The sequence below is a fragment of the Priestia sp. HNGD-A6 genome (assembly GCF_045784335.1).
Taxonomy (GTDB): domain Bacteria; phylum Bacillota; class Bacilli; order Bacillales; family Bacillaceae_H; genus Priestia; species Priestia zanthoxyli.
Window position 1 is genome coordinate 4,275,962 of sequence record NZ_CP138621.1, and the last position, 20,879, is coordinate 4,296,840.

Here is a 20,879-nt window from a genome sequence, read left to right on the forward strand (position 1 = left end):
ACGTTAATAACATATTTTTCCTATTCTGATCAAGTTAAAAATCCTTTGCCTACATCAGGGAAGGATTTTTTTAAAAAATTTTGCATTTATTGGTTGTTAATCTGAATAAAGGGGAATTACATCTATTAAGAGCATACAAAGGGGATAAATAGTAGTGACAAATTATAGGTACTATACGGGATCCCTGTTCGTCAGGGAATTAGAACGTTTAAAAGAAGAATATATTCAACTTGATCTCGATGATATGAAAAGAATGGTTGAAGAAGATATTTTACTGTTGGAAAAAGCGGTTAATATGTTGTCTGTGAATACCATTTCTTAAGTTAAGCAACTTACTCAAGAAGCAATAAAGCATTATTTAATGACTACTGTTCATTCAATTTTAAAAAATGCTACCTCTTGTAACTGGGAAGAGGTGGTCTTTTTCAATTTCTAGACTGGATAGGGCATATGAAACAAAAAAAAGCGTTTGAAAGAAGTTTTATAACATTTCCTAGTTTCTAACAAATGTTGCCCAAACAAAAAAAGGACATTTCTTTTATGCCCTGTTCCCTCATATCAGCCCCGCCTACGCTAAATACTATGACAGCCACTCATGCCATCCAACCTATACTTAGTATAAACGAAAACGTTTACAAAGTAAAGATATTAATTAAATATTCTGTCTATTTTTTATATTAAACGTATCTATTTCGAATAATATCAAATATAATAGATGAAATTTTTAATGTCTAGAGATTAGCTCACTCATTAATCTGTTTAAAGCAATGTGTAATATATCATGTTCTGTATACTCTTGTTCAAAGGCTAGACTTCTTTTTTCTTTTTTCCTCAACAGCTTTCTAATTTCCTCACATAAGTAAAGTTGAGAATCCAAAAGCTTTATTTCTTTTCTATCTTTTGTTTGTTTAGACATGAAATCAACTCCTTTATGATTCTTTAAGGAACTATTCTACCTTAAAAAGTAAAAATCCTTCTTCTATTACATCGGATTAACATAATGGGGTTTATTAGAAGGACCAACCTTAGATTAGAGAAAAATTGATCCTGTTTTTTGAGAAACAATGTGTCAACAATGCTACAAAAAATTCTTTTTCTATTTAAATATTTTTTAAGGTGCAAATCCTTAAAAGTTAACTTCCTTTAATTATAATTAATGGTAAAATAATGTATATAAAAGGAGGGTTACAATGTATTCACCGCAAGAAGCCTTATTAGCTAGTTCTCTTTATTTTGTATTTATTGTTCTATCTTTTATAATAAGTTTCTTTATTGGAAAAATACTTATTACGAAATCCGATAGATCAGTAGGAGAAGTTCAAGCAATTTCTCTCTTTATCCATCTCGTTTTATTCGGAACAAATTTTAGATATTGGTGGTGGGGCCACTCTATGTCTATTCTCAATATCTTTGAGTTTCTAGCAACTACATTTATAAGCGTTCTTCTCTTTATAATTAGCGAATGTATTCTTTATTCCTGGTTGAAAAAGCTCTATAAGACGAATGTACAAAAAGGTGCTTAAATCTAAAACAACAGAAATCTTAATGCAATAAGATCTATCTCATTGTAAAAATGTCATTGAAAGAAGGGCAATAAGTTGAAAAAAGCCGTGACGACTGTTTCAGCAATTCTACTAATAGGAGCAGCGATTTTTTATTTTGTTACATTCTTTTCCTATATCCCATCTGATAAGTTTTTCGGTTTCCCTGTCCCTAAAAATGCAAAGTTAGTAAAAGGAAAAAAACGTGCAGCTATATATGATTGGTCTAAAGCTTCTGAAGAAAACGGCATCCCGTCAGGATATAAATTAGTGATTAAATCAAAAGGGTGGAAGGAAAGGGATCGAGAATGGGCCTCGACTTATTATGAAAAAGGAAATAAGATAATTGATTTAATAGCTCAAACCGATGAATTAACCTTAATTAAAGACAAAGATTAACTATACGTAAAATGTAAGAGAGGGTTTTTTTATTGATTTTAGAAGTATATACAAAAATGTTCTATTTAAACAGATTAATGGCTTCATTCAATTATGCACCTACTTATTTTAATTTGGCTGTTGTATATCGTAAGTAGAAATACACATTTACCTTTGTCAGCGATATTTATGGAATGAATTGTAATTTGTGGTTAACTCTTTTTAAAAGGAGAAGATAAATCAATGAGTACAAAAAGAATATATCTTACACCATTTGAAACTACTCACATTCAATACTTACATAAATGGTTAAATGATGAACGGGCAATACGAGTGATAGGCAGAACACCTTTAACTTATGAAGAGGTGGTACAAGAAGTAGAAAAGAAAAGAATGAACAACGATTTAATTTTAGGAATTGAAAACGATAAAAAAGAATTAGTTGGATGGGTATTTCTGAAGGATATAGACCATGGACATGGAAGAGCTAGTATAGGAATTCTCCTATCTTCAGAATCTAGAGGTCACGGATATGGTCGAATGGCTATGGAGCAAATGATTGATTTAGGGTTTAAACAGCTTCGTCTAAATAAAATCTATTTAACCACAAGAGGAATAAACGAACAGGCCATTGCATTGTATGAAAAAATTGGTTTTGTTACCGAAGGAAAATTAAGAAACCATGCCTATGTGGATGGGAAATACGTAGATACATATTTTATGGGTATATTAGCTTCAGAGTGGAATAAGTAAGCTTACCGGCCATGATGAAATTTTAAAAACTAGTACTTCTTAAGGTATGTATTTGATTTTAGACAACGGGAGGGATATAAATGAAATCTTATAACTATTTTTGTTCTACTCAAATTGAGGTAGGAATGGGCAAAGCTAGAGAATTACCAGAAATGCTGACATCTTTAAATATTGGTTCATCAATTTTAGTCGTGAGTGACCCTGGTGTGGTTCGTGCAGGATTAGTTTCACCAATTGTAACTGCCCTGGAGGCAGCTGGTTATCGAGTGCTGGTATTTGATTCAATTGAACAAAACCCTCGAGATACGAATTGCTTGGAAGGTGCTAAGTTATTTCGTGACTTTAGTGCGGATGCAGTTGTTGCCATTGGTGGCGGGAGTGCGATGGATACAGGAAAAGCTATTGCGCTGTGCGGCCCAAACGTCGGGGAACCATCTGACTATGCAGACGGCCGACTTCTGTATTCAAACATTGCACCAGTTATTTGTATTCCAACTACTTCAGGTACGGGCTCAGAGGTTACTCGTTCTGCCGTTATTACCGAGGCATCTACACATCGGAAAATGACGCTCAAACATAGTACATTAAGACCTGTCTTGGCGATTCTTGATCCTGAACTAACATTAAGTCTTCCGCCTTCTGTTACGGCTGCGACTGGCATTGATGCCCTCGTTCATGCGATTGAAGGTTATACGTGTAAAGTAACAAATCCTATTTCACAAGCGCTTGGAGCTCAAGCAATGAGAACGATTGTTTCGGCATTACCTATCGTTTTCCGAGATGGTAAAAATGAAGCGGCTCGTCAAGATATGCTGGAAGGAAGTCTCTTAGCTGGCTTGTGTTTCGGATCTGCAGATGTTGCTTCGGTACACTGCTTAGCAGAAGCGCTTGGAGGACTTTATGATACCCCGCATGGAGTTGCTAACGCAGTATTTTTACCATATGTATTAAAATTTAATTCTATGGAGAATAAGCAGCTGCATGCTACATTAGCAAGGTATATGAATTTTGCCAAAGATTCAGATTCAGATGAAACAGCTGTTGAAAAATTAATTCAAGGAATTATAGAATTAACAGAATCATTAAACATTCCTAAATTAAAAGAGCTAGAGGGTGTAAAGAAAGAAGACTTTCCGAGCATTGTAAAGTTGGCTATGCAAAACAACTCAACGCCAAGTAACGTCCGCTTAATTACCGAGGCTGATTATATGCAAATTCTTGAACAAGCTTACTTTGACCGTGTAGATAAAAAACGGCATTCTGAAGTAGAGAGCTTGAATTAAAGAATGAAAATTAAAAACCGGCCCCAATTGTCAGACAGTGTCTAACGATTGGAGGCCAGTTTTTAAGTAGGATCTATTTTTAATAAGAAGATACGTAATACCAGTTCTTATGTACTTTTTCTATCTGTTTAAAATCTCCGTCAAAATCGCTTTTTGAAGGCTTATGATCGTTTGGATCATAAACAAATCCTGAGAAATTGTCTAGCATCCCGCGGTACGTAAAGAAAAGAATGGATGTCGACTTTCCTTTTGTTTCTACTTCAATGTCGCCTCCGCCTTTAGACAATTGGGTATACTCTTTTGGCAATTGAATAAGTGATGGACTATCGGGGACGTTAGGTTTAATCACGCCATTTTCTATTTTAGCCGCAGCTTCTTCTCTCTTCTCTTGATGGATTTTAAAGTTCAAATCCAAGTTGACTTGAGTAAAGGGAAAGAAGAACCATAATGCGATAGTGATGAGCTGAATAACAACGGGCTGCCACTTTCTATTTTTAAAAAGGTGAATCAATGCCCATACAGTTATGATGATAAAGAAGGCATAGACAAATAACCAAACAGGCAACATTAAAAATTCCGTTATTATATCAACGAGATCCCACTGGAATAACGATACTGAAATAACTAACAAACTACTAATTAACGATAAAACCAACAATCGACTACGTTTCACACATTTTCCCCTTTCTGAAATTATTCTTTTTTAGTCTTAATTATATATTAAAATCCTTATAAAGACGTATGTATCATAATGTAATTTTTCGATAGAAATAAAAGCAGACCTTTCTTGTTTCCTCTTCTATTTTGAAGACAAATAAAGGAACATACAAATTCACTGTATGTTCCTTCGCTTATTTTTATATTTGTTGAGTGACTTTATTCGAATTAACGTCTTTGTTTACCTGCTTTTTATGGAGCCATTGATAAATGATTGGAATCACTAGGAAGCTATTACAAGTAGATGTAATCATTCCTCCAATTACTACAATTCCTAACGTTTGAGAAATTACCGTATCTGCTTGATGCGAAAAGGCAAGTGGCAACAGCGTTAAGATTGTTGTAGCAGCCGTGATTAAAATTGGGCGAACTCGAGAGAGACTGCCAGAAATAACGGCTTGTTGTATATCCATTCCACTTTTACGGTTGCGTTCAATTTTATCAATCAACACAATCCCATTAGTTACAACGATTCCTGTAAGCATCAGCACCCCGATCAATGCAGCCAAGTTCCATTCGCCTCCAAAAATTACAAGAGCTATCACAACGCCACTTAATGCAAGCGGGATACTTAGCAAGACAGAGAAAGGCGCTCTCCAGCCTTTAAACAGTGTTGATGTGATTAACAACACGAATAAAATAGAAAAGGCAACGGCAACGGACATGTCAAAAATCATGCTTTTTACTTGTTCTGTTATACCTCCCATCGAATAGGTTACACCATTTGAAAGGTTCATACCTTGAAGTTTTTTATCCACTTGTTTAGATACTTTGCTGATATCATTAGATGTAATTTGAGCTGTTACTAAAGAAAACGGTTGTCCATTTCTTTCACTAATAGTAGAAGACGTCGGGTCTTTTGTAATCGATGCTAGCTCATTAAGTTTAACAATTTTTCCGCCTTTGCCCGAGAACGTTTCATTTCCAAGAGACTTCATCACATCTTCTGGACTCGTATTCATTTGAACATTGAGCTGATCAGAAGACGTTTGATCTGCATATACATCAACGGGAAGACTCATATGATTTACTACGAGAGTTGCGTCTTTTGTCTGTGTCATATATCGATTAATCACGGTCATTATGTCAGAAAGCTGAACTCCTTTTTGAATAATAGCCTGCTGGTTAAACGTAATTTTGTATTTTGGTTGGCCGTTTGTTAGATCAATTTTTCCGTCTACACTTAAGCCATCTATTGTAGATAATTCTTTTCGTGCTTTTTCAGCTGTTCTGTCTAAGGTAGCCTGGTCGGAGCCGGCAAACATGATCTTCATTTGCGAATCATCACCAGAAATATTTTGGCTCGTTACGGTATAAGCTACATTTTTCGAAAGCTTAGGAAGAGTAGAAGCTAACTGCGTAATCACTGTATCTATTTCTTTCTCATTCTGTAGTACTACTGAAAGATTGGCTACATTTGGTTTTTGTAAAAAACCACCGCCTTGATCGAACACGTCATCACTTTGCGGCGTACTGGTTGCACCAAACGTCGATGAATAAGACTTTACTTTGCCATTTTTTTGTAGATTTTGTTCCACTTTTTGAACCTCAGCATCGACTTGTTGTAGAGTGCTTCCTTGAGGCAATTCTACTTTAATTGCAACTTGACCTGTTTTGGCACTTGGCAAAAATGAAACAGGAAGGAAAGCGGAATAAGAAGCTGCAAAAATAAAAAGTAAAGCCGAAATGAGCACGACGAGTTTCTTATGCTTTAGTGCCGATGCCAAAACGGGCTTCATCATAGGTTCAAGAGAAACAGCTTTCTGCCATGATGGTGCTCCTTTCCACCCCATAAAGGCAAGTGTAGGAATCACCAGCATGGCAACAAAAAATGAAATGATTAACGCAATCACAACGGACCAAGCAAACCCGCTATAAGAGGCGCTTACAATTCCTCCTACAAAAGCTATTGGAATATAAACAGCGATAGTGGTAAGTGTTGAACCAAGAATAGCTGGAATCATTTCATGAACAGAAGCACTTAAAAGTGGCAGCAGCGCTTTATTTTGAGACTTTTCTCTCCTGCGATACATATTATCAATGATAACGATTGAATCATCTACAATACGTCCCATGGCAACAATTAGTCCTGAAACGGTTAAGATATTAAGCGTAATGCCCATTGTTTTTAAAATAGCAGCTGTTGCTAACAATGAAATGGGCAGCGAAATGGCTATAAGCAGCGTAGATCGCACATTTCGGAAAAAGAAAAATACGCAAACCATGGAGAATAAACATCCGAGTAAGCCTTCTCGAATTAACCCATTTAACGAATCGTTTAATTCTTTTTCACGATCCAACTGCGGTGTTAATGACACAGATCCATCTTTAACAAGCTGCAGTCCATGTACCCGTTCTTTTACATGTTTCGCTACGTCTGTAATATTGGCAGATGGCGTTTTAATGACATTTAATTGAACGCTTGGTTTACCATCTATTCTAGCAACTGTTTTTACATCATTTAACGCATGTGAAATGCTTGCAACTGCTGAAAGAGGGATGGAATTACCGTCTGCATTTTTAATTTTAATGTTTTTCATTTGCTGTTCATTTAACGTCCATCCCTCAAAGGTAACGGGAATCGATAGCTGATTTTGCAGTACAATCCCTTTAGGTAATGATGGAACGGATAGAGATAGTGCTTTATTCAAGTCATCCATCGTTAAATTATTTTTCGCTAAATCCTTCATTCCTACTGTCAAAACATATCCATCTTTTGCCCCGCCAAATGTGGAGACATCAGATACTCCAGGCACTGTTTTTAATTGTTGGACGATATCTTGTTGAACGGTTGATTTCAATTGGTTTTCATCCAGCTTATCACTCGTTAAGTTATACGTAAGTATAGGAAAAGAACTGGTTGTAACTCTTGTAACAAGAGGCGTTGATGTAATGGCTGGCGGTATATCAGCGTTAGCCAAAGCTTTATTTACATCGCTTTCTGCTTGCTTCATATCCGTATTCATTGGGAAATAGAGACTCATAAATAAGCCGCCATCATATGAGCTCGTTTCAATATCTTGTAATCCGTCTGTCGTTCTTGCAGCACTTTCTAATTTGTCTGTAACCAATTGTTTTACTTGTTCAGCTTGATACATAGGTAGACGCATGCTTACAGTAAGTGTTGTATTATTGATGCCTGGAAGATAATCTCGTTGCATTTGAAAAGCTGAAATACCACCCCAAGCTAAAATAATCACGACACATACAATCATTAAGATAGCTCGTTGCATAGTTCCTTCTACGAGTTTTTTGAGCATATATTTACTCCTCCTGCTTTATTATCTTTGTACAGAAAAATTTCCTAAAGCCTGTCTTATCAGATGTTTCCACTCATTTATTCCATTGTGCGAATACTCTAGAAGGTTAAAAAGGCTTATGAAGACTCTAGATTGTACTAATCCTTTAATCGATTCATGCATACCTATGTTTTCCTTTCTGTTACATAAATTTGTTATCAACTCCTTAACCTATTGATTAGAAAAACAATTCGTTTCATAAAGCGTTTTCAAATAGGACTCTTTAAGTCTAGGGCTTGTAATTAAAAAAACATTAAAGATAACATTAAAAATTCATGAAAAAGCCTTTGTTTTCTAAAATCAGTGCTACAGTAAAACTAAGTAGATCTCTTTAATGTCCTATCTCCAGTTAGATTCAGAGTGGGATTATCCACTCGGTTTTAGATAAACATGTGTATAGGAAAGAAGGGCGAATTATGGATTTTATTCCATCTTACTTATATAGATTATTCCGGTTATATTTTGTTGTTTTTATGAATGTAGTTCGTTAGCTAAATAGAAAAGGGCATTCTTTCCTCAAGGAAATGTTTTTTTTAGTCTAGTTGAGAGAGGAGAATATCGATGAAAAAATGCATTTTAATCGTTGAAGACGAAGTAATGATTGCGAGGGCCCTTCAAATTGAGCTTGAGCATGAAGGATACGAAGTAATCGTGGAACACGAAGGGAAAACCGGCTTAGAAGCCGCCTTGAATAACAATATTAATTTGATTTTATTAGACGTTATGCTTCCAGGATTAAATGGAATTGAAGTTCTTCGAAGAATTAGAAAAAAAGATATCTACTTGCCCATTATTCTTTTGACAGCTCGCGACACCACGCTGGATAAAGTGATGGGGCTAGATCATGGGGCGAATGATTACATCACCAAGCCGTTTGAAATAGAAGAAGTTTTAGCTAGAGTACGTAATAGTCTTCGTCATAGAGCGATCGTTCAGGATGTTACTGAAAAAAAAGATGTTCATTTATCTATAGAAGATTTATCTGTAAATTTAGAAACTAGAGATGTACTTAGAAAAAACAAGGCGATTATATTAACGCCGAAAGAATATGATTTGCTTGTTCACTTACTAAAAAATCAAAATATCGTACTAAGCAGGGAGAATATTCTTTTAACCGTTTGGGGCTATGATTATGAAGGAGAAACTAACGTGGTAGATGTGTACATCGGACATTTAAGAAAGAAACTAGAAGAAGGTAATCCATCTCCCTTAATTCAAACTATTCGAGGAGTAGGCTATGTGATGAGGAAGGATCAACATGAAAATCACTACCAAAGTTAATTTGTTTATTACGGTCTCTCTGTTAGCTAGCTTACTTATAGTCAATACGATTGTATTTTTCTTGTTTATGAAAACGACCGTTAATATGGAGGCCCATTTAGTTTCAAAAAACGCGAATGAAATGCTGAAGAAATATCATATTTCCGACACCTTAACATTAGACAAAAATCTTTTGAATTCGTACATGTCTACTCACTCTTTTATTCGAATTGTAGGACCCGACTCTAAAGTGATTGATCAGGTCAGTAATGATAACACCCTTGTTAAGAAAATTCATCCTGCTTTTTCGTCAGAAAAAAACTTTGAACTTAGACCTTTTCAAGAACATCAAAACTTAGTAGTTCATGTACCTATTCAGCAAAATCAAAAAGTAGTAGGGACACTAGAAATAAGTGAACGGTTATCTGGGCTAGAAAGCCGCAAAGACATTATTTTATCCATAATGGGGACGGTCACGGCTATTTCTGTTCTTCTTTCTTTTTTAGCTGGCAGATGGTTATCAGCCATCATTATGAAGCCTATTGTATCTATGATCTCCACAATGGAAGATATTGAGCAAAGTGGAACCTTAAAAAAAATTAACATACAAACTGAAACAAAAGATGAAGTGTACAAAATGGCCGCTACATTTAATCGTATGATTGGTAAATTGGAGGAAAATTCAAATAAGCAAAGACAATTTATTTCCGATGCTTCTCATGAATTAAAAACACCTTTAACTATTATTAGCAGCTTTATTACGATTCTTAGAAGACACGGCACACGAGATGAAAAAATAGCCAAAGAAGCAACTGAGGCGATTTATATAGAAACAAATAGAATGAAAAGTTTAACTAAAACATTGTTAAGTTTAGCTGAATTAGAGGACGCCGAATCTGTTGATATGAAACCAGTTGATCTTGTTGCTCTCTGTACAACTCTTATCAATCAGTTTAAGCAAGTTTATGATCGGCCTATTGTTTTGCATAAAAATCCCCAGTCGATCTTTATTAATGGAGATGAATTGAAGCTGAAACAGGTTATCATTATCTTTTTAGATAACGCCATAAAGTACAGTACGGGTGCAATTGAAGTCTTTTTAGAAAGTGGTCAACAGAAAGGGATTCTTCGAATAAAAGATTACGGAATTGGGATACCAGAAGAGGATCAAGCGCATGTTTTTGAACGATTTTATAGAGTGGACAAGGCACGCAAACGGGATTCAGGAGGAAGTGGCCTGGGATTAGCCATTGCTAAAAATATTGTTGACCTTCATAAAGGGGAAATTCACATACAGAGCAGAGAACACGTAGGAACAGAAATTAAAGTCGTTTTCCCTCTTAAGAACTAAAAAAACTTAATTTTTGTATATACTTTTTAATACTAAGTATATACAAATACCCCTAGTCCATAAAAATGTCTAGGGGATTTTACTTTATGATGTAGTTTATTCCTCTTCAGGAATCTTAATTAAAATAGTGATAGCAACTGTTGTCAGAAATATAACTCCTAAAATGATCAATAGATTTGTACTCATATGTCCCATCTGCCCTTCTGCTATAATCCCTATAATTTCATTGTAACAAAGGAAATGAGTTAATAAAATAAAAAAATGAAAGCGTTTTATTTTTTGTTTTTATTCAGGATCTCTTTTGAAAAGATATATACTTTAGTTCCATATATTGTTGATGGAAGAAACTCATCAAAAAGAAGCCCTTGCTACAATTAGCAAGGGTTTTCAAAATTATGAGAATCACAGTTAATATGATTAGCTTAAAAGATATTCGTTTTCAGAGTTTATTAAATGTTTATACTCATTAAGAACAGGTAAATCAGTAGTAAAAGACGTTTTCAAGGAGGAATACTATATGCCCTACAATTCATTAAAAGAACTGCCTGATGGAGTAAAAGGTAACCTTCCTCATCATGCTCAGGAAATTTATAAAGAAGCATTTAATTCTGCCAGTAACGAATACAAAGAAGAAGCTACGGCGCATAAAGTTGCGTGGAATGCGGTAAAAACAAAGTACAAAAAGGATAGTAATGACAACTGGGTGAAAAAATAGCTAGAAAAGAGCTGAAGATCCGAACGATAAACCGTTCGGATCTTTTTTATTATGAGGGTGAATGTAGGTGCTTGTAGCCGTTAATTGGATAGCGAGGCCAAGACTCCTGCGGGCTCACTTGCCGCCTGCGAAAAGCGAAGCCTTGCATGGAAATTAACAGCGGTGTAACAAGCCATTCATACTCGATCATTTATCCCTTTTATATCATTACTTATTCTTTTTCAGCTACGGTAAAGTATTGAACGCTGCTTTTAACGAGTACCAAGTCATTTGCTAAGTCCAATACTTTACTTTTATCTTCAAATCTATATTGTATGTAGTTCTTTGCACGAATAAGTGATTTAGTTTCAACTATATGACTGATTTCACCATTGATTAAATGAAACGTTACTTCAAACTTTTTCATAAGAAAACACCTCCATAATATCAATTTTTACTATTCCTTCATTTCTAATACCATTTCTTTTGAACGTTTTTAAAAAAGATTTCACTCTTGAGTTCAAGCAATCCATCTCTAATGATGGAATGTTTTAACCCTACCCAATTTTTGATATTGACAGATTGGCAATACTTTGTGAGACTTAATATACATGATGTTCATTAGTTTACATTATGTATAGAATATATGCTGATGATACAGGATAGTTTAAATAGTCCATCGTATGTCTTAATAAAAGTGATACAAGGAGATCAACTATGTCTAAAAAAACAAAAGTAGATCCTAGGATAAAAAGAACAAATAAATACTTAAGAGACGCTTTAGTCGAACTTCTTAAAGAGAAAGATGTCACGTCCATTACGATTCAAGAAATTACGGAAAAAGCGGAATTAACGCGAGGAACATTTTATTTACGCTATCAAGATAAGCAAGACTTTCTTGTTCAGATCATGAATGAAGTTTTAGAAGAACTAATAGAGCAGGTAAAGCCTAAACAAAATAACGAGGCTTCCTCAGAAGTAGAAGAAAAAGATGAGTCTGTTTCTTTTTTAAAGCTTTTTGAATTCATCTACGAACACGCTGATTATTTTAAAGTCATGCTAAGTGACCGAGGATTGCCTCAATTCAGAAGTCATATGACGGAAATTGTAAAGAAGAGAGTGTACGGAGAGCTAATTTCTTCAATTGGAGAAGCAGAGGATGGACTGGATATTCCTAAAGATATCCTCATTAGCTATATCACATCAGCTCATATAGGTGTCATTTGTTCTTGGTTAGAAAGCGATATGAAATTTAGCCCTGCATTTATGGCTGAAAAATTAACCCGTTTAACCCTTCTAGGGCCAATTCGAGTGGCAGGTTTAGAAAATAAAATAAAGCTTCCTTACTGAAGCTTTATTTTTTAGTTTGTTCAAATAAAGATATTTTACAATCATGAAAGGCAGAAAGGAATTGTGGTATGAAAATAGAAAAACACTGGGGGATTTCCTTACTGGCAGTTTTAGCTATCGGTCCTGGTTTAATGTTAAACACGTCATTAAATTCTATACGTGAAATTCTCCAACAAACGTTTCACAATCAATCTTATATTTCAATAACACCGGTTTTAATAGGGGTTATAAGCTTTGCATTTTGTATTCCGTTTGGACCTATCCTGCGACACAAGTTAGGGGAGAGAAGGAATTATGTTCTTTCGATGTGTTTGTTTCTTATAGGAGCTATCGTAAGTATTGCTTCTAACAGCTTTTTAGGAATGGGAATTGGTCGTTTTTTACAAGGGACAGGAACGGGTTTAGCACTTATGATGATGATTCCAATGCTGGTTCTTTCTTTTCCGATTCAGAAACGGAACTTGGCATTACTGATTCTTATTGGCGGATTTTATGGCTCTAGCGTTGTGGGTATTTTTCTCGGAGTGTTAGTGAACAGCTACGGGCACTGGAGATGGTTATTTTATATAGCGGCCGTACTTTCCTTACTGGGAATAGGTTTTAGCTACAAATTTTTAACAAATGATTATGCCAAGCAACAGCAAAAACATCATGCACCATTTGACATCATCGGTGTAGCGTTAATGTTTATGGTTACTGCATTTATTACGTTTACATTACTTAATCTCCAAAAATCAGGATGGGCATCTACTTATGTATGGATAGGCATAGTAGGAAGCATCATTTTTTTATGTTTTTTATTTATAGCAGAATGGCATATTAAAAATCCTTTAATTCCCTTTCGATTAGTGGCTTCTCGAAAACCAGCTCTCGCTATCTTAATCGCTGTTATAGGAAATATTAGTATGAGTCTCACTCTTTTATCTCTACAAGGATTGCTTAAAAGTGGATCTGGTTTTGATAAAGGAGAGATGTCACTGATCTATATCGGACTTTTTGCAGGGATAGTAATTGCGGCCATATTAAGTGCCGTATTATATGATAAAGTCGGGCCGGGCGTATTAGGTATTATAGGAGCCGTCATTATTATGGGAGTAAACATACAGTGGATGTATGTGGACGGTCATGCTTCAGCTTTTCTCTTTGTTAGTAACTTCGCTGCTTTAATCACAGGAGTAGGATTCACAGTCGCTGCAGGTCTTATGGGTGCTGCTTTAGGCGGACCACTACCAAGTTTAGTCCCTCGAATGGTCACGGTTCAATTTATAAGAGTTACAGTATCTGCAGTCATTCCTGTAATCAGCAGTATTGTTTTTGCAAAGGTGTATAAAGATAACCTTGCGACGGTAAGTGCAGAGAGCCAGGTTGCTAGTAAAGGAAATTTTACTCAGTCTCTACATGTAAAATCTGAAATCATTACGTATCATACCTTTTCTACGTTTTCGTGTGTATTGAGCATTGTGGTATTCATTCTCTCGTTTTTGATGTTTCTAACAGGTAAAGGACACAAGCTGGCTCATAAGCCGCATGATAAAGAAAAAAATAAAGAAAAACTGAGTACCGAAGAGGTTCACAGTAAAAAAGCTACTCCCGTTTTTGAGCGTTCGTCTAAAGAGATTGTTTCGAATGGAGTCATTGGTGACAGCGAGTATAGAGAAGCTTTGAAAAAGTTTGGCCAGCCTAAACCTTCTCCTGATAAAATGCTGCATATGAGAGATCAAGAATATAGAAAAGCTCTTAAAAGGATGAAGGATATAGGACAATAAGTTAAACTTAAGAAATTTGAATGAAGAAGAGAAAGAGCAAACTCACGTGCAAGGGAGTTTGCTCTTTTCATTTCTACATGTACGCTTTACAGGTATGTTTTATGTAAATTAATAACTAATACAAAAAATACAGTGCAAATATAGGTGGATATATGTATAATTATTTATAAAATAGAATAAAAAACCAATAGGAGAACCTAGATGAATTCCTTCATAAAAGAAAGTATTGAATCCCTTGATACACAATTGAATATAATTCAAACTTGTATTAGTAGACTAGAAGATGATGACATTTGGAAAAAGTTCCGTCAAGAAACGAATAGTATTGGAAACTTGTGTTTACATCTTGCCGGCAGCGAATATGCATTTATCGCCAGCATAATTGGTGGTAAGCCTTTTATTAGACAGCGATCTAAAGAGTTTACTGACAACAGAGTAATGAACGCTGATCAGCTGATAGAAAATTTAATCCTTACACGACAACAAAGTAAAGAAGTTATCGGGAATTTTGATTTTAACGATTTAGAAAAATCCATACAAATGCCCTCTACAACAAGTACCTTAATTCCAGAACCAAGTAAAGTACAGTCATGCTTAAGTGTTATCTTATATGCCGTTGAACATTATGCCTATCATACGGGACAAATCGTTTATATGACGAAGCTGCTTCAAACGGAAAATGAACATATCTTAAAATGGAGACACTGAATTCAATCATTCTGTTCAGAACTATTAGTTATTCATAGGTATATAGATATCATTATTTAGTATATTTTAGATAGAAACAGTGCTTATAGCTGTGTTACAATATTCCTGGATACAAAGTGGAAATTCATTTTTCCTTTGTGCAGGGGAATGGTATAAATATGTGCCTTTCCTCTTTTCATTTTTTAGTTCTATCTTGCTTATTGAAAAAGCATATACATAAATGGGAAACAGTTTACATACGTAATTTAGAAATGAAATGGAGAGAGAGGTATCTGTGGAAAGAAACGAATTTAGAAGACAAAAAGCAATCCGGTCAAAAGAGAAGAGAAGGAAAAAGCTTAATCAGCACAATGTCTTAAACTTATTACTAATCTTTATATCGGTATGTATCGTTTGTCTGCTAATCAACTTATCATTGAGATAGAAAAAATTCACCAAAAAGAGTACGTAAAAGAGAGGAAGACAATTTAATATGAGTAATCAACAAACAGCAGCCGAAAGCTCTAACATCAAAGTGCTGCCGATTATTACGTCGTTTCTTATTGCCGGGTTTATTGGTTTATTTAGTGAAACAGCCTTAAATATGGCGTTAAAGGAGCTAATTTCAGGCTTTGGTATTCACGAAACAACCGCACAGTGGCTGACAACAGGGTATCTGTTAACGTTAGGAATTTTGGTACCTATTTCAGGTTTTATTCTTCAGCGCTTTACGACCAGACAGCTTTTTATAGCATCTCTAATTTGCTCCATCGTTGGAACATTTATTGCCGCTATTGCACCAACGTTTGGGGTACTGATGATTGCCCGTGTCGTGCAAGCGGTGGGCACTGCTTTACTGTTACCGCTTATGTTTAACACAATTCTTGTTATTATCCCGCCGCATAAACGTGGAAAGTCAATGGGGATCATCGGCCTTGTTATAATGTTTGCGCCAGCTGTTGGACCAACTGTATCAGGCTTAATTTTAAAAACATTAACGTGGCACTGGATTTTTTGGATTTCACTTCCACTGTTATTTGCTGCTTTAGTGTTTGGAGCTTTCTTTATGCAGAACGTTACCACACCAACAAAGCCAAAAGTCGATATGATTTCTGTTGTTCTTTCAACAATAGGTTTTGGAGGAATCGTATTCGGATTTAGCAGTGCCGGAGAAGGCGGGGGCTGGGGAAGTCTACAGGTTATTCTAACTCTTGTGATTGGAACTATTGCGTTAGTTGCGTTTTCTATTCGCCAAACGAAGATGAAAGAACCAATGTTAGACCTTAAAGCCTTTAAGTATCCAATGTTCACAATTGGCCTTTTATTAATTCTAGTCTGCATGATGGTACTGCTGTCTGCGATGATGATTTTACCTTTATACTTACAAACATCACTAGCTTTATCAACCTTTACCGCTGGCCTAATGCTTCTTCCTGGAGGAGTGATTAACGGAATTCTTTCACCGGTTATGGGGGGATTATTCGACCGTTTTGGTCCTAAATGGTTAGTTATCCCTGGTCTTGTGATTGTAGCCGGCACCATGTATGGTTTCTCAACCGTAACGCTGGAAACGTCAACAGGGTTTATCGTTGGGTTGCACATTGCACTTATGATCGCCATTTCGATGATTATGATGCCGGCTCAAACAAACGGGTTAAACCAGCTTCCACCGGAGCTGTACCCGCATGGAACAGCGATTATGAACACCTTGCAGCAGGTTTCTGGCGCAATTGGAACAGCTGTTGGAATCTCGATTCTGTCATCAGGTTCAAGGAGCTTCCTTGAGACGGTATCAGATAAAATGGATCCATTAAACCAAGTTCTTGCCTTTACCAACGGTGTTCAACATGCGTTCGTCTTTGCGATTATTGTTTCAATTGTTGGATTGGTTATCTCGTTCTTTATCAAGAGAGTCAATGTTGAACAGAAGGCGCATTAATAAAAAAACACAGACCATTATAGATGGTTTGTGTTTTTTTTTGTAATAGGCGGACACTATAAGAAGAACTAGATAAAGTACATTGAGGTGAGTTCACTTATGATATCAAGGAAACACTTAGGATTTAATCTATCTATAATAGCGATTCCGTGGTTGTCATTGTTGTTTATAGGAAAACGCAGCATAAGACGTTATTCAGTAGCTGGAATTTTTATTATTATCTTAGAAATTATTAATCATTTGTATGGGCATCAGAGGAAGTGGTGGAGGTTTTATGACAAAAAAGATTCGTTTATAAAAGATGAACTTCCTTTTAGCATTGGGCCTTATATGCCACTTTCAATGTGGCTGCTTAAATCTTCGTATGGAAACTTTAAGAAGTTTATATTATTGAATATTATAGCTGATGGAATCTTTGCTTTTTACTTTATTGATGTTCTTAAAAGGTTGAAAATTGTAAGTCTAAACCGATTAAGTCATTTTCAATTTTTTATCTACCTTCATTACAAAGCATATTTGTTATATGGAGTGCAGTATTTATTTGAAAAGGTGAAAAGATGGAGTTGATTTAAAACCTTAAGTGGGATTACGTAGGCACCATTTTTAAATTTCGTGGATATAGACATCCCCTTATTATTCAAGCAATTGAACATGAATTTGATGTCCAAATTGTTGAGATCAAATTGACAAACGGAGATACTGTATCAGTCATGATTGATTAGTGATTTGCTTATGTTATATTTCAATCTTTAATGTAATTTAAAGTTAAATATATAGAAGAGAGCTGTTTTGAAGAATCAGCTCTCTCTTTTTTATGTTCCCATAAATCATTCATGTAGATAGTATTCCAAATAATACAGCCACAATCGTCATAACTAACGCTGTTCCAATGGCATACTTGGCAGCAAAGCGAATATGGTCGCCTATATCAATGCCAAGGAGTCCTACTAAGACATAGATAGAACCTTGAAGTGGACTTAATAGATGCAAGGGTTGCCCTAGTAAAGAAGCTTGACCAATTTCTAGTGGAGGGATGCCAAAGTGAGCAGCCGTTTCAGACATAATAGGAATAATCCCGAAATAGAAGGGAGCATTTGCCATAAAAAATGTGAATGGCATACTTATAAGGGCAACAATTACTGTTAATTTTGGGCCAAGAGCATCAGGAATAACGGCTATTAAAGTATCCGCCATAGCTTTAACAATACCTGTTCCATCTATAATTCCAGTAAATATACCTGCAGCAAATATCATGGAAACCACCGTTAATATATTTCCTGCATGAGCATGCAAGCGTTCCTTTTGATCTTGTAAATTTGGGTAATTAACAATCATCACGATAGCAAATCCAATCATAAACAAAGCTGGTAATGGTAAGAACCCTAGAACTAAAGCAATAAGAAGTAAAAGTGTTAAAGCTAAGTTAAACCAAAATAATTTTGGACGCTTTATTGATGCATCCATTCCTACATCAAGAGCTGCAGCAATTTCATTATTAAATTCTGTATCTATATTGATAACTCCAAGTCTTTTACGCTCGCGTCGTCCAAGGAAATAAGAAACCCCTAAAATCCAGATAGTTCCTGCAATCATAGAAGGAATAAGTGGTAATAGTAAGTCTGTTACATCTGCTTTTACAGCAGCCGTAGCTTGCACAGCAGGACCACCCCAGGGAGTCAAATTCATAATACCCATTGCTAACGCAGGAATACAGGCTAGAATAAGTTTATTCATACCTAATCGATCGTATAGTGGGAGAAATGCAGTTACTACAATTAGATATGTAATGGTACCGTCACCATCTAAAGCAACTATTAAAGAAAGTACTGCAGTACCCATTACAATTTTTAGAGGATCACCGCCAACCATCTTTATAATCTTCGCTACTAAAGGATCAAATAATCCTGTATCAATTAACACCCCGAAATAGAGAATGGCAAAGATAATCATAATTGCTGTCGGAGCAATGGTTTCAAGACCCTTCATCATCATTGGTCCTAAATCAGTGAAGCCGCCCAATAAAGCAAAAACAATAGGAACCACTGTTAATGCACTGAAGGCAGACAAACGCTTACTCATGATTAAATACATAAATACTACAATCATCGAAAAACCTAAAAATGTTAACATATTATACCCCCTCTAGAACTTTCCTTCATTTTCCCTCTTGTTTATCTTTAATGTCATACTTTTTAAATTCTCATGAAACTATCTAACTATCATTCTTTATTATAAAGCTGCTTTTCACAATCATTCATTAGTAGAAATGAATTGGCTTTTTTTACATATTATTGGTTTAAAACCTGTTATCAGAACGAATGTAAGGGTTTACAAAAAATCTGGCGTGAAATCCCCCATAAGCCCACTGTATATATAGAATCATTAATAGATTATTTTCTATTCTCGTGTTTCTTGAACTAATCACTCCTTTACTAAAACCTTTTGTTGATGATTGCTTAGAACCAAAGGTAGTGCTCTCATCATTTGCGTGTTAACAAGCAAAATACCAGTGTTAGGATTAATAAACTTATAGTCACTTTGTAATATCTTAGTAGGGGAGCAGTCAGATATCTCCGGATGATATCTAAAAATGATTTTACAGAACTAACTATATTCATTATTACAACCCATCGTTTGAAGTAATAATTATTACTTTTTATTTAATTGTTGTAATAATTGTGACTATTTAAAAGTATACTATCATGGCTTCTAATGAAAAGTAAATGTTTTTTTATAGAAATGAAAAGTGAAAGGGAAGTATTAGACTTAACTGAAAAAATAAAAAAATGGTAAAAACATAAAATATCGAATTATTTTATACATTCGATATTTCATGCTTTTACCACATTCGTAAATTTAATCAGTGTAATGATAATTAATTTTTGTAAGGACTGAAGTGATTTTATCGAGACGATCCTTTGTCTTTTCGGGATAATTTATAGCTATCGCACTTACAAGATAATCGGCCACAAGTAGCGACGCTATAGGTGAATTATGAAAAGCGATACTACTCGAGCTACAAGTCAGTACTAAATCTGAGTACTTAACTAAAGGAGAAGAATAACTGTCGGTAATTGAAATGACCTTGGCATCGTTACTTTTGGCAGCTGTTACAAACTCAACAGTTCTTCTAGCGTACCTTGGAAAGGAGGTTGCAATAACTAAATCTTTGGAAGTTAAAGTAATTCCTTTATCCACCCAATCACTTAAGTCAGAGACAATTAGCTCACAGTTTCCGAGTAGTCGATTAAGCCCAAAAGATAGATGCTGTGCCACGGGTAAACCACTTCTAACGCTTGTACAAAATATTCGGTCTGCAGAGACAATCATTTCTAACGCTTTATTTAGGCTCTCTGTAGAAATCATTTCTACTGTTGATTGAATGTTATTGAATTGACTTTCTGCACATCGCATCCACAAATCACTCTCATCTAAGCCCTTCAAATTTGTTTCTAATCTGATTTGAGGAGCAGCATTGTTACGTAAAAGCTCCTGAAGTCCTTTTTGAAACTCTGCATATCCAGAATAGCCTAGACTAAAAGCTAATCTCATTATCGTGGTCGTACTAGTTTTTACTGTCAAAGCCAATTGATCAACCGTTAAAAAAGCTACATCGACAGGATTTTTAAGGATATAGTCTGCTACTCTCCGTTGAGTTTCTGTTAGTTGTGAGATATTATCTTTTAATTTTAATATTGGATTTTCCATACCTTCGCTCCAATTAAACAGATTATATTGTAAATTTTATTTTTTTAAGCATATAAAAAGTATTTATCACAATACTTACTTGAATTTTAGCATGTTTACTTTTTTATGTAAAAATGTTTCTCCTAAGCAATAAAGCTTAGGATATGTTTTTCC

Annotated in this window: 19 protein-coding genes; 13 read left to right on the plus strand and 6 right to left on the minus strand. The window is 35.2% G+C overall.

Going from position 1 to position 20,879, the window contains the following annotated elements; all coding sequences use genetic code 11:
- Positions 1-154: 154 nt before the first annotated feature.
- Positions 155-322, plus strand: coding sequence for a hypothetical protein (locus SCI76_RS21940; protein WP_168761144.1), 168 nt, complete (start codon positions 155-157; stop codon positions 320-322).
- Between the two features lie 402 nt (positions 323-724).
- On the opposite strand, the gene SCI76_RS21945 is transcribed toward SCI76_RS21940, so the two are convergent.
- On the minus strand, positions 725-916 hold the full coding sequence (locus tag SCI76_RS21945) for a hypothetical protein (RefSeq protein ID WP_028414873.1): 192 nt from the start codon (positions 914-916) through the stop codon (positions 725-727).
- A 274-nt stretch (positions 917-1,190) separates the two neighbouring features.
- Between SCI76_RS21945 and SCI76_RS21950 the strand changes: the two genes are divergently transcribed.
- The 4 genes from SCI76_RS21950 (at position 1,191) to SCI76_RS21965 (ending at position 3,955) form a co-directional block, all read left to right on the plus strand.
- Positions 1,191-1,523 carry a hypothetical protein gene (locus SCI76_RS21950; protein WP_407544321.1) on the plus strand — a complete coding sequence of 111 codons (333 nt, stop codon included), beginning with the start codon at positions 1,191-1,193 and terminating at the stop codon, positions 1,521-1,523.
- Positions 1,524-1,598: 75 nt separating this feature from the next.
- Positions 1,599-1,940: a hypothetical protein gene (locus SCI76_RS21955; protein WP_048019323.1), complete on the plus strand. Its 342-nt coding sequence runs from the start codon at positions 1,599-1,601 to the stop codon at positions 1,938-1,940.
- A gap of 222 nt (positions 1,941-2,162) precedes the next feature.
- On the plus strand, positions 2,163-2,672 hold the full coding sequence (locus SCI76_RS21960) for a GNAT family N-acetyltransferase (protein ID WP_048019324.1): 510 nt from the start codon (positions 2,163-2,165) through the stop codon (positions 2,670-2,672).
- 80 nt (positions 2,673-2,752) lie between these two features.
- Positions 2,753-3,955: an iron-containing alcohol dehydrogenase gene (locus SCI76_RS21965; protein WP_048019325.1), complete on the plus strand. Its 1,203-nt coding sequence runs from the start codon at positions 2,753-2,755 to the stop codon at positions 3,953-3,955.
- 79 nt (positions 3,956-4,034) lie between these two features.
- On the opposite strand, the gene SCI76_RS21970 is transcribed toward SCI76_RS21965, so the two are convergent.
- Both SCI76_RS21970 and SCI76_RS21975 read right to left on the minus strand, forming a co-directional pair.
- Positions 4,035-4,628, minus strand: coding sequence for a hypothetical protein (locus SCI76_RS21970; RefSeq protein WP_048019326.1), 594 nt, complete (start codon positions 4,626-4,628; stop codon positions 4,035-4,037).
- A 184-nt stretch (positions 4,629-4,812) separates the two neighbouring features.
- On the minus strand, positions 4,813-7,932 hold the full coding sequence (locus SCI76_RS21975; RefSeq protein WP_407544324.1) for an efflux RND transporter permease subunit: 3,120 nt from the start codon (positions 7,930-7,932) through the stop codon (positions 4,813-4,815).
- A 600-nt stretch (positions 7,933-8,532) separates the two neighbouring features.
- Here SCI76_RS21975 and SCI76_RS21980 point away from each other — a divergent pair.
- The 3 genes from SCI76_RS21980 to SCI76_RS21990 all read left to right on the plus strand — a co-directional run bounded on the left by SCI76_RS21980 (position 8,533) and on the right by SCI76_RS21990 (position 11,297).
- Positions 8,533-9,252 carry a response regulator transcription factor gene (locus SCI76_RS21980; RefSeq protein ID WP_048019328.1) on the plus strand — a complete coding sequence of 240 codons (720 nt, stop codon included), beginning with the start codon at positions 8,533-8,535 and terminating at the stop codon, positions 9,250-9,252.
- Positions 9,230-10,582 (plus strand): ATP-binding protein, encoded by a 1,353-nt coding sequence (locus SCI76_RS21985; protein WP_048019329.1) that lies wholly within the window; start codon positions 9,230-9,232, stop codon positions 10,580-10,582. Before SCI76_RS21980 ends, SCI76_RS21985 begins: the two co-directional genes overlap by 23 nt.
- Positions 10,583-11,099: 517 nt before the next feature.
- A complete protein-coding gene (locus SCI76_RS21990; RefSeq protein ID WP_243495018.1) occupies positions 11,100-11,297 on the plus strand; it encodes a ChaB family protein in 198 nt (65 codons plus the stop codon).
- A 211-nt stretch (positions 11,298-11,508) separates the two neighbouring features.
- Here SCI76_RS21990 and SCI76_RS21995 read toward each other — a convergent pair whose 3' ends face one another.
- Positions 11,509-11,703, minus strand: a complete 195-nt coding sequence (locus SCI76_RS21995) for a hypothetical protein (protein WP_028414863.1) — start codon at positions 11,701-11,703, stop codon at positions 11,509-11,511.
- Between the two features lie 290 nt (positions 11,704-11,993).
- On the opposite strand from SCI76_RS21995, the gene SCI76_RS22000 reads away from it, so the two are divergent.
- The 5 genes from SCI76_RS22000 (at position 11,994) to SCI76_RS22020 (ending at position 17,585) form a co-directional block, all read left to right on the plus strand.
- Positions 11,994-12,626 carry a TetR/AcrR family transcriptional regulator gene (locus SCI76_RS22000; RefSeq protein WP_048019331.1) on the plus strand — a complete coding sequence of 211 codons (633 nt, stop codon included), beginning with the start codon at positions 11,994-11,996 and terminating at the stop codon, positions 12,624-12,626.
- A 68-nt stretch (positions 12,627-12,694) separates the two neighbouring features.
- A complete protein-coding gene (locus tag SCI76_RS22005) occupies positions 12,695-14,392 on the plus strand; it encodes an MFS transporter (RefSeq protein ID WP_243495017.1) in 1,698 nt (565 codons plus the stop codon).
- Between the two features lie 201 nt (positions 14,393-14,593).
- Positions 14,594-15,100, plus strand: coding sequence for a DinB family protein (locus SCI76_RS22010; RefSeq protein ID WP_048019333.1), 507 nt, complete (start codon positions 14,594-14,596; stop codon positions 15,098-15,100).
- A gap of 472 nt (positions 15,101-15,572) precedes the next feature.
- On the plus strand, positions 15,573-17,018 hold the full coding sequence (locus SCI76_RS22015) for a DHA2 family efflux MFS transporter permease subunit (RefSeq protein ID WP_407544328.1): 1,446 nt from the start codon (positions 15,573-15,575) through the stop codon (positions 17,016-17,018).
- Between the two features lie 99 nt (positions 17,019-17,117).
- Complete coding sequence (locus tag SCI76_RS22020; RefSeq protein WP_048019335.1) at positions 17,118-17,585, plus strand: hypothetical protein; 468 nt, start codon at positions 17,118-17,120, stop codon at positions 17,583-17,585.
- 264 nt (positions 17,586-17,849) lie between these two features.
- Here the strand turns inward: SCI76_RS22020 and SCI76_RS22025 are convergent, their stop codons facing one another.
- Together SCI76_RS22025 and SCI76_RS22030 are read right to left on the minus strand one after the other, a co-directional pair.
- A complete protein-coding gene (locus SCI76_RS22025) occupies positions 17,850-19,148 on the minus strand; it encodes a CitMHS family transporter (RefSeq protein WP_243495016.1) in 1,299 nt (432 codons plus the stop codon).
- A 726-nt stretch (positions 19,149-19,874) separates the two neighbouring features.
- Entirely contained in the window at positions 19,875-20,726 is an 852-nt protein-coding gene (locus SCI76_RS22030; RefSeq protein WP_013058390.1) for a MurR/RpiR family transcriptional regulator, read from the minus strand.
- Positions 20,727-20,879: the final 153 nt, after the last annotated feature.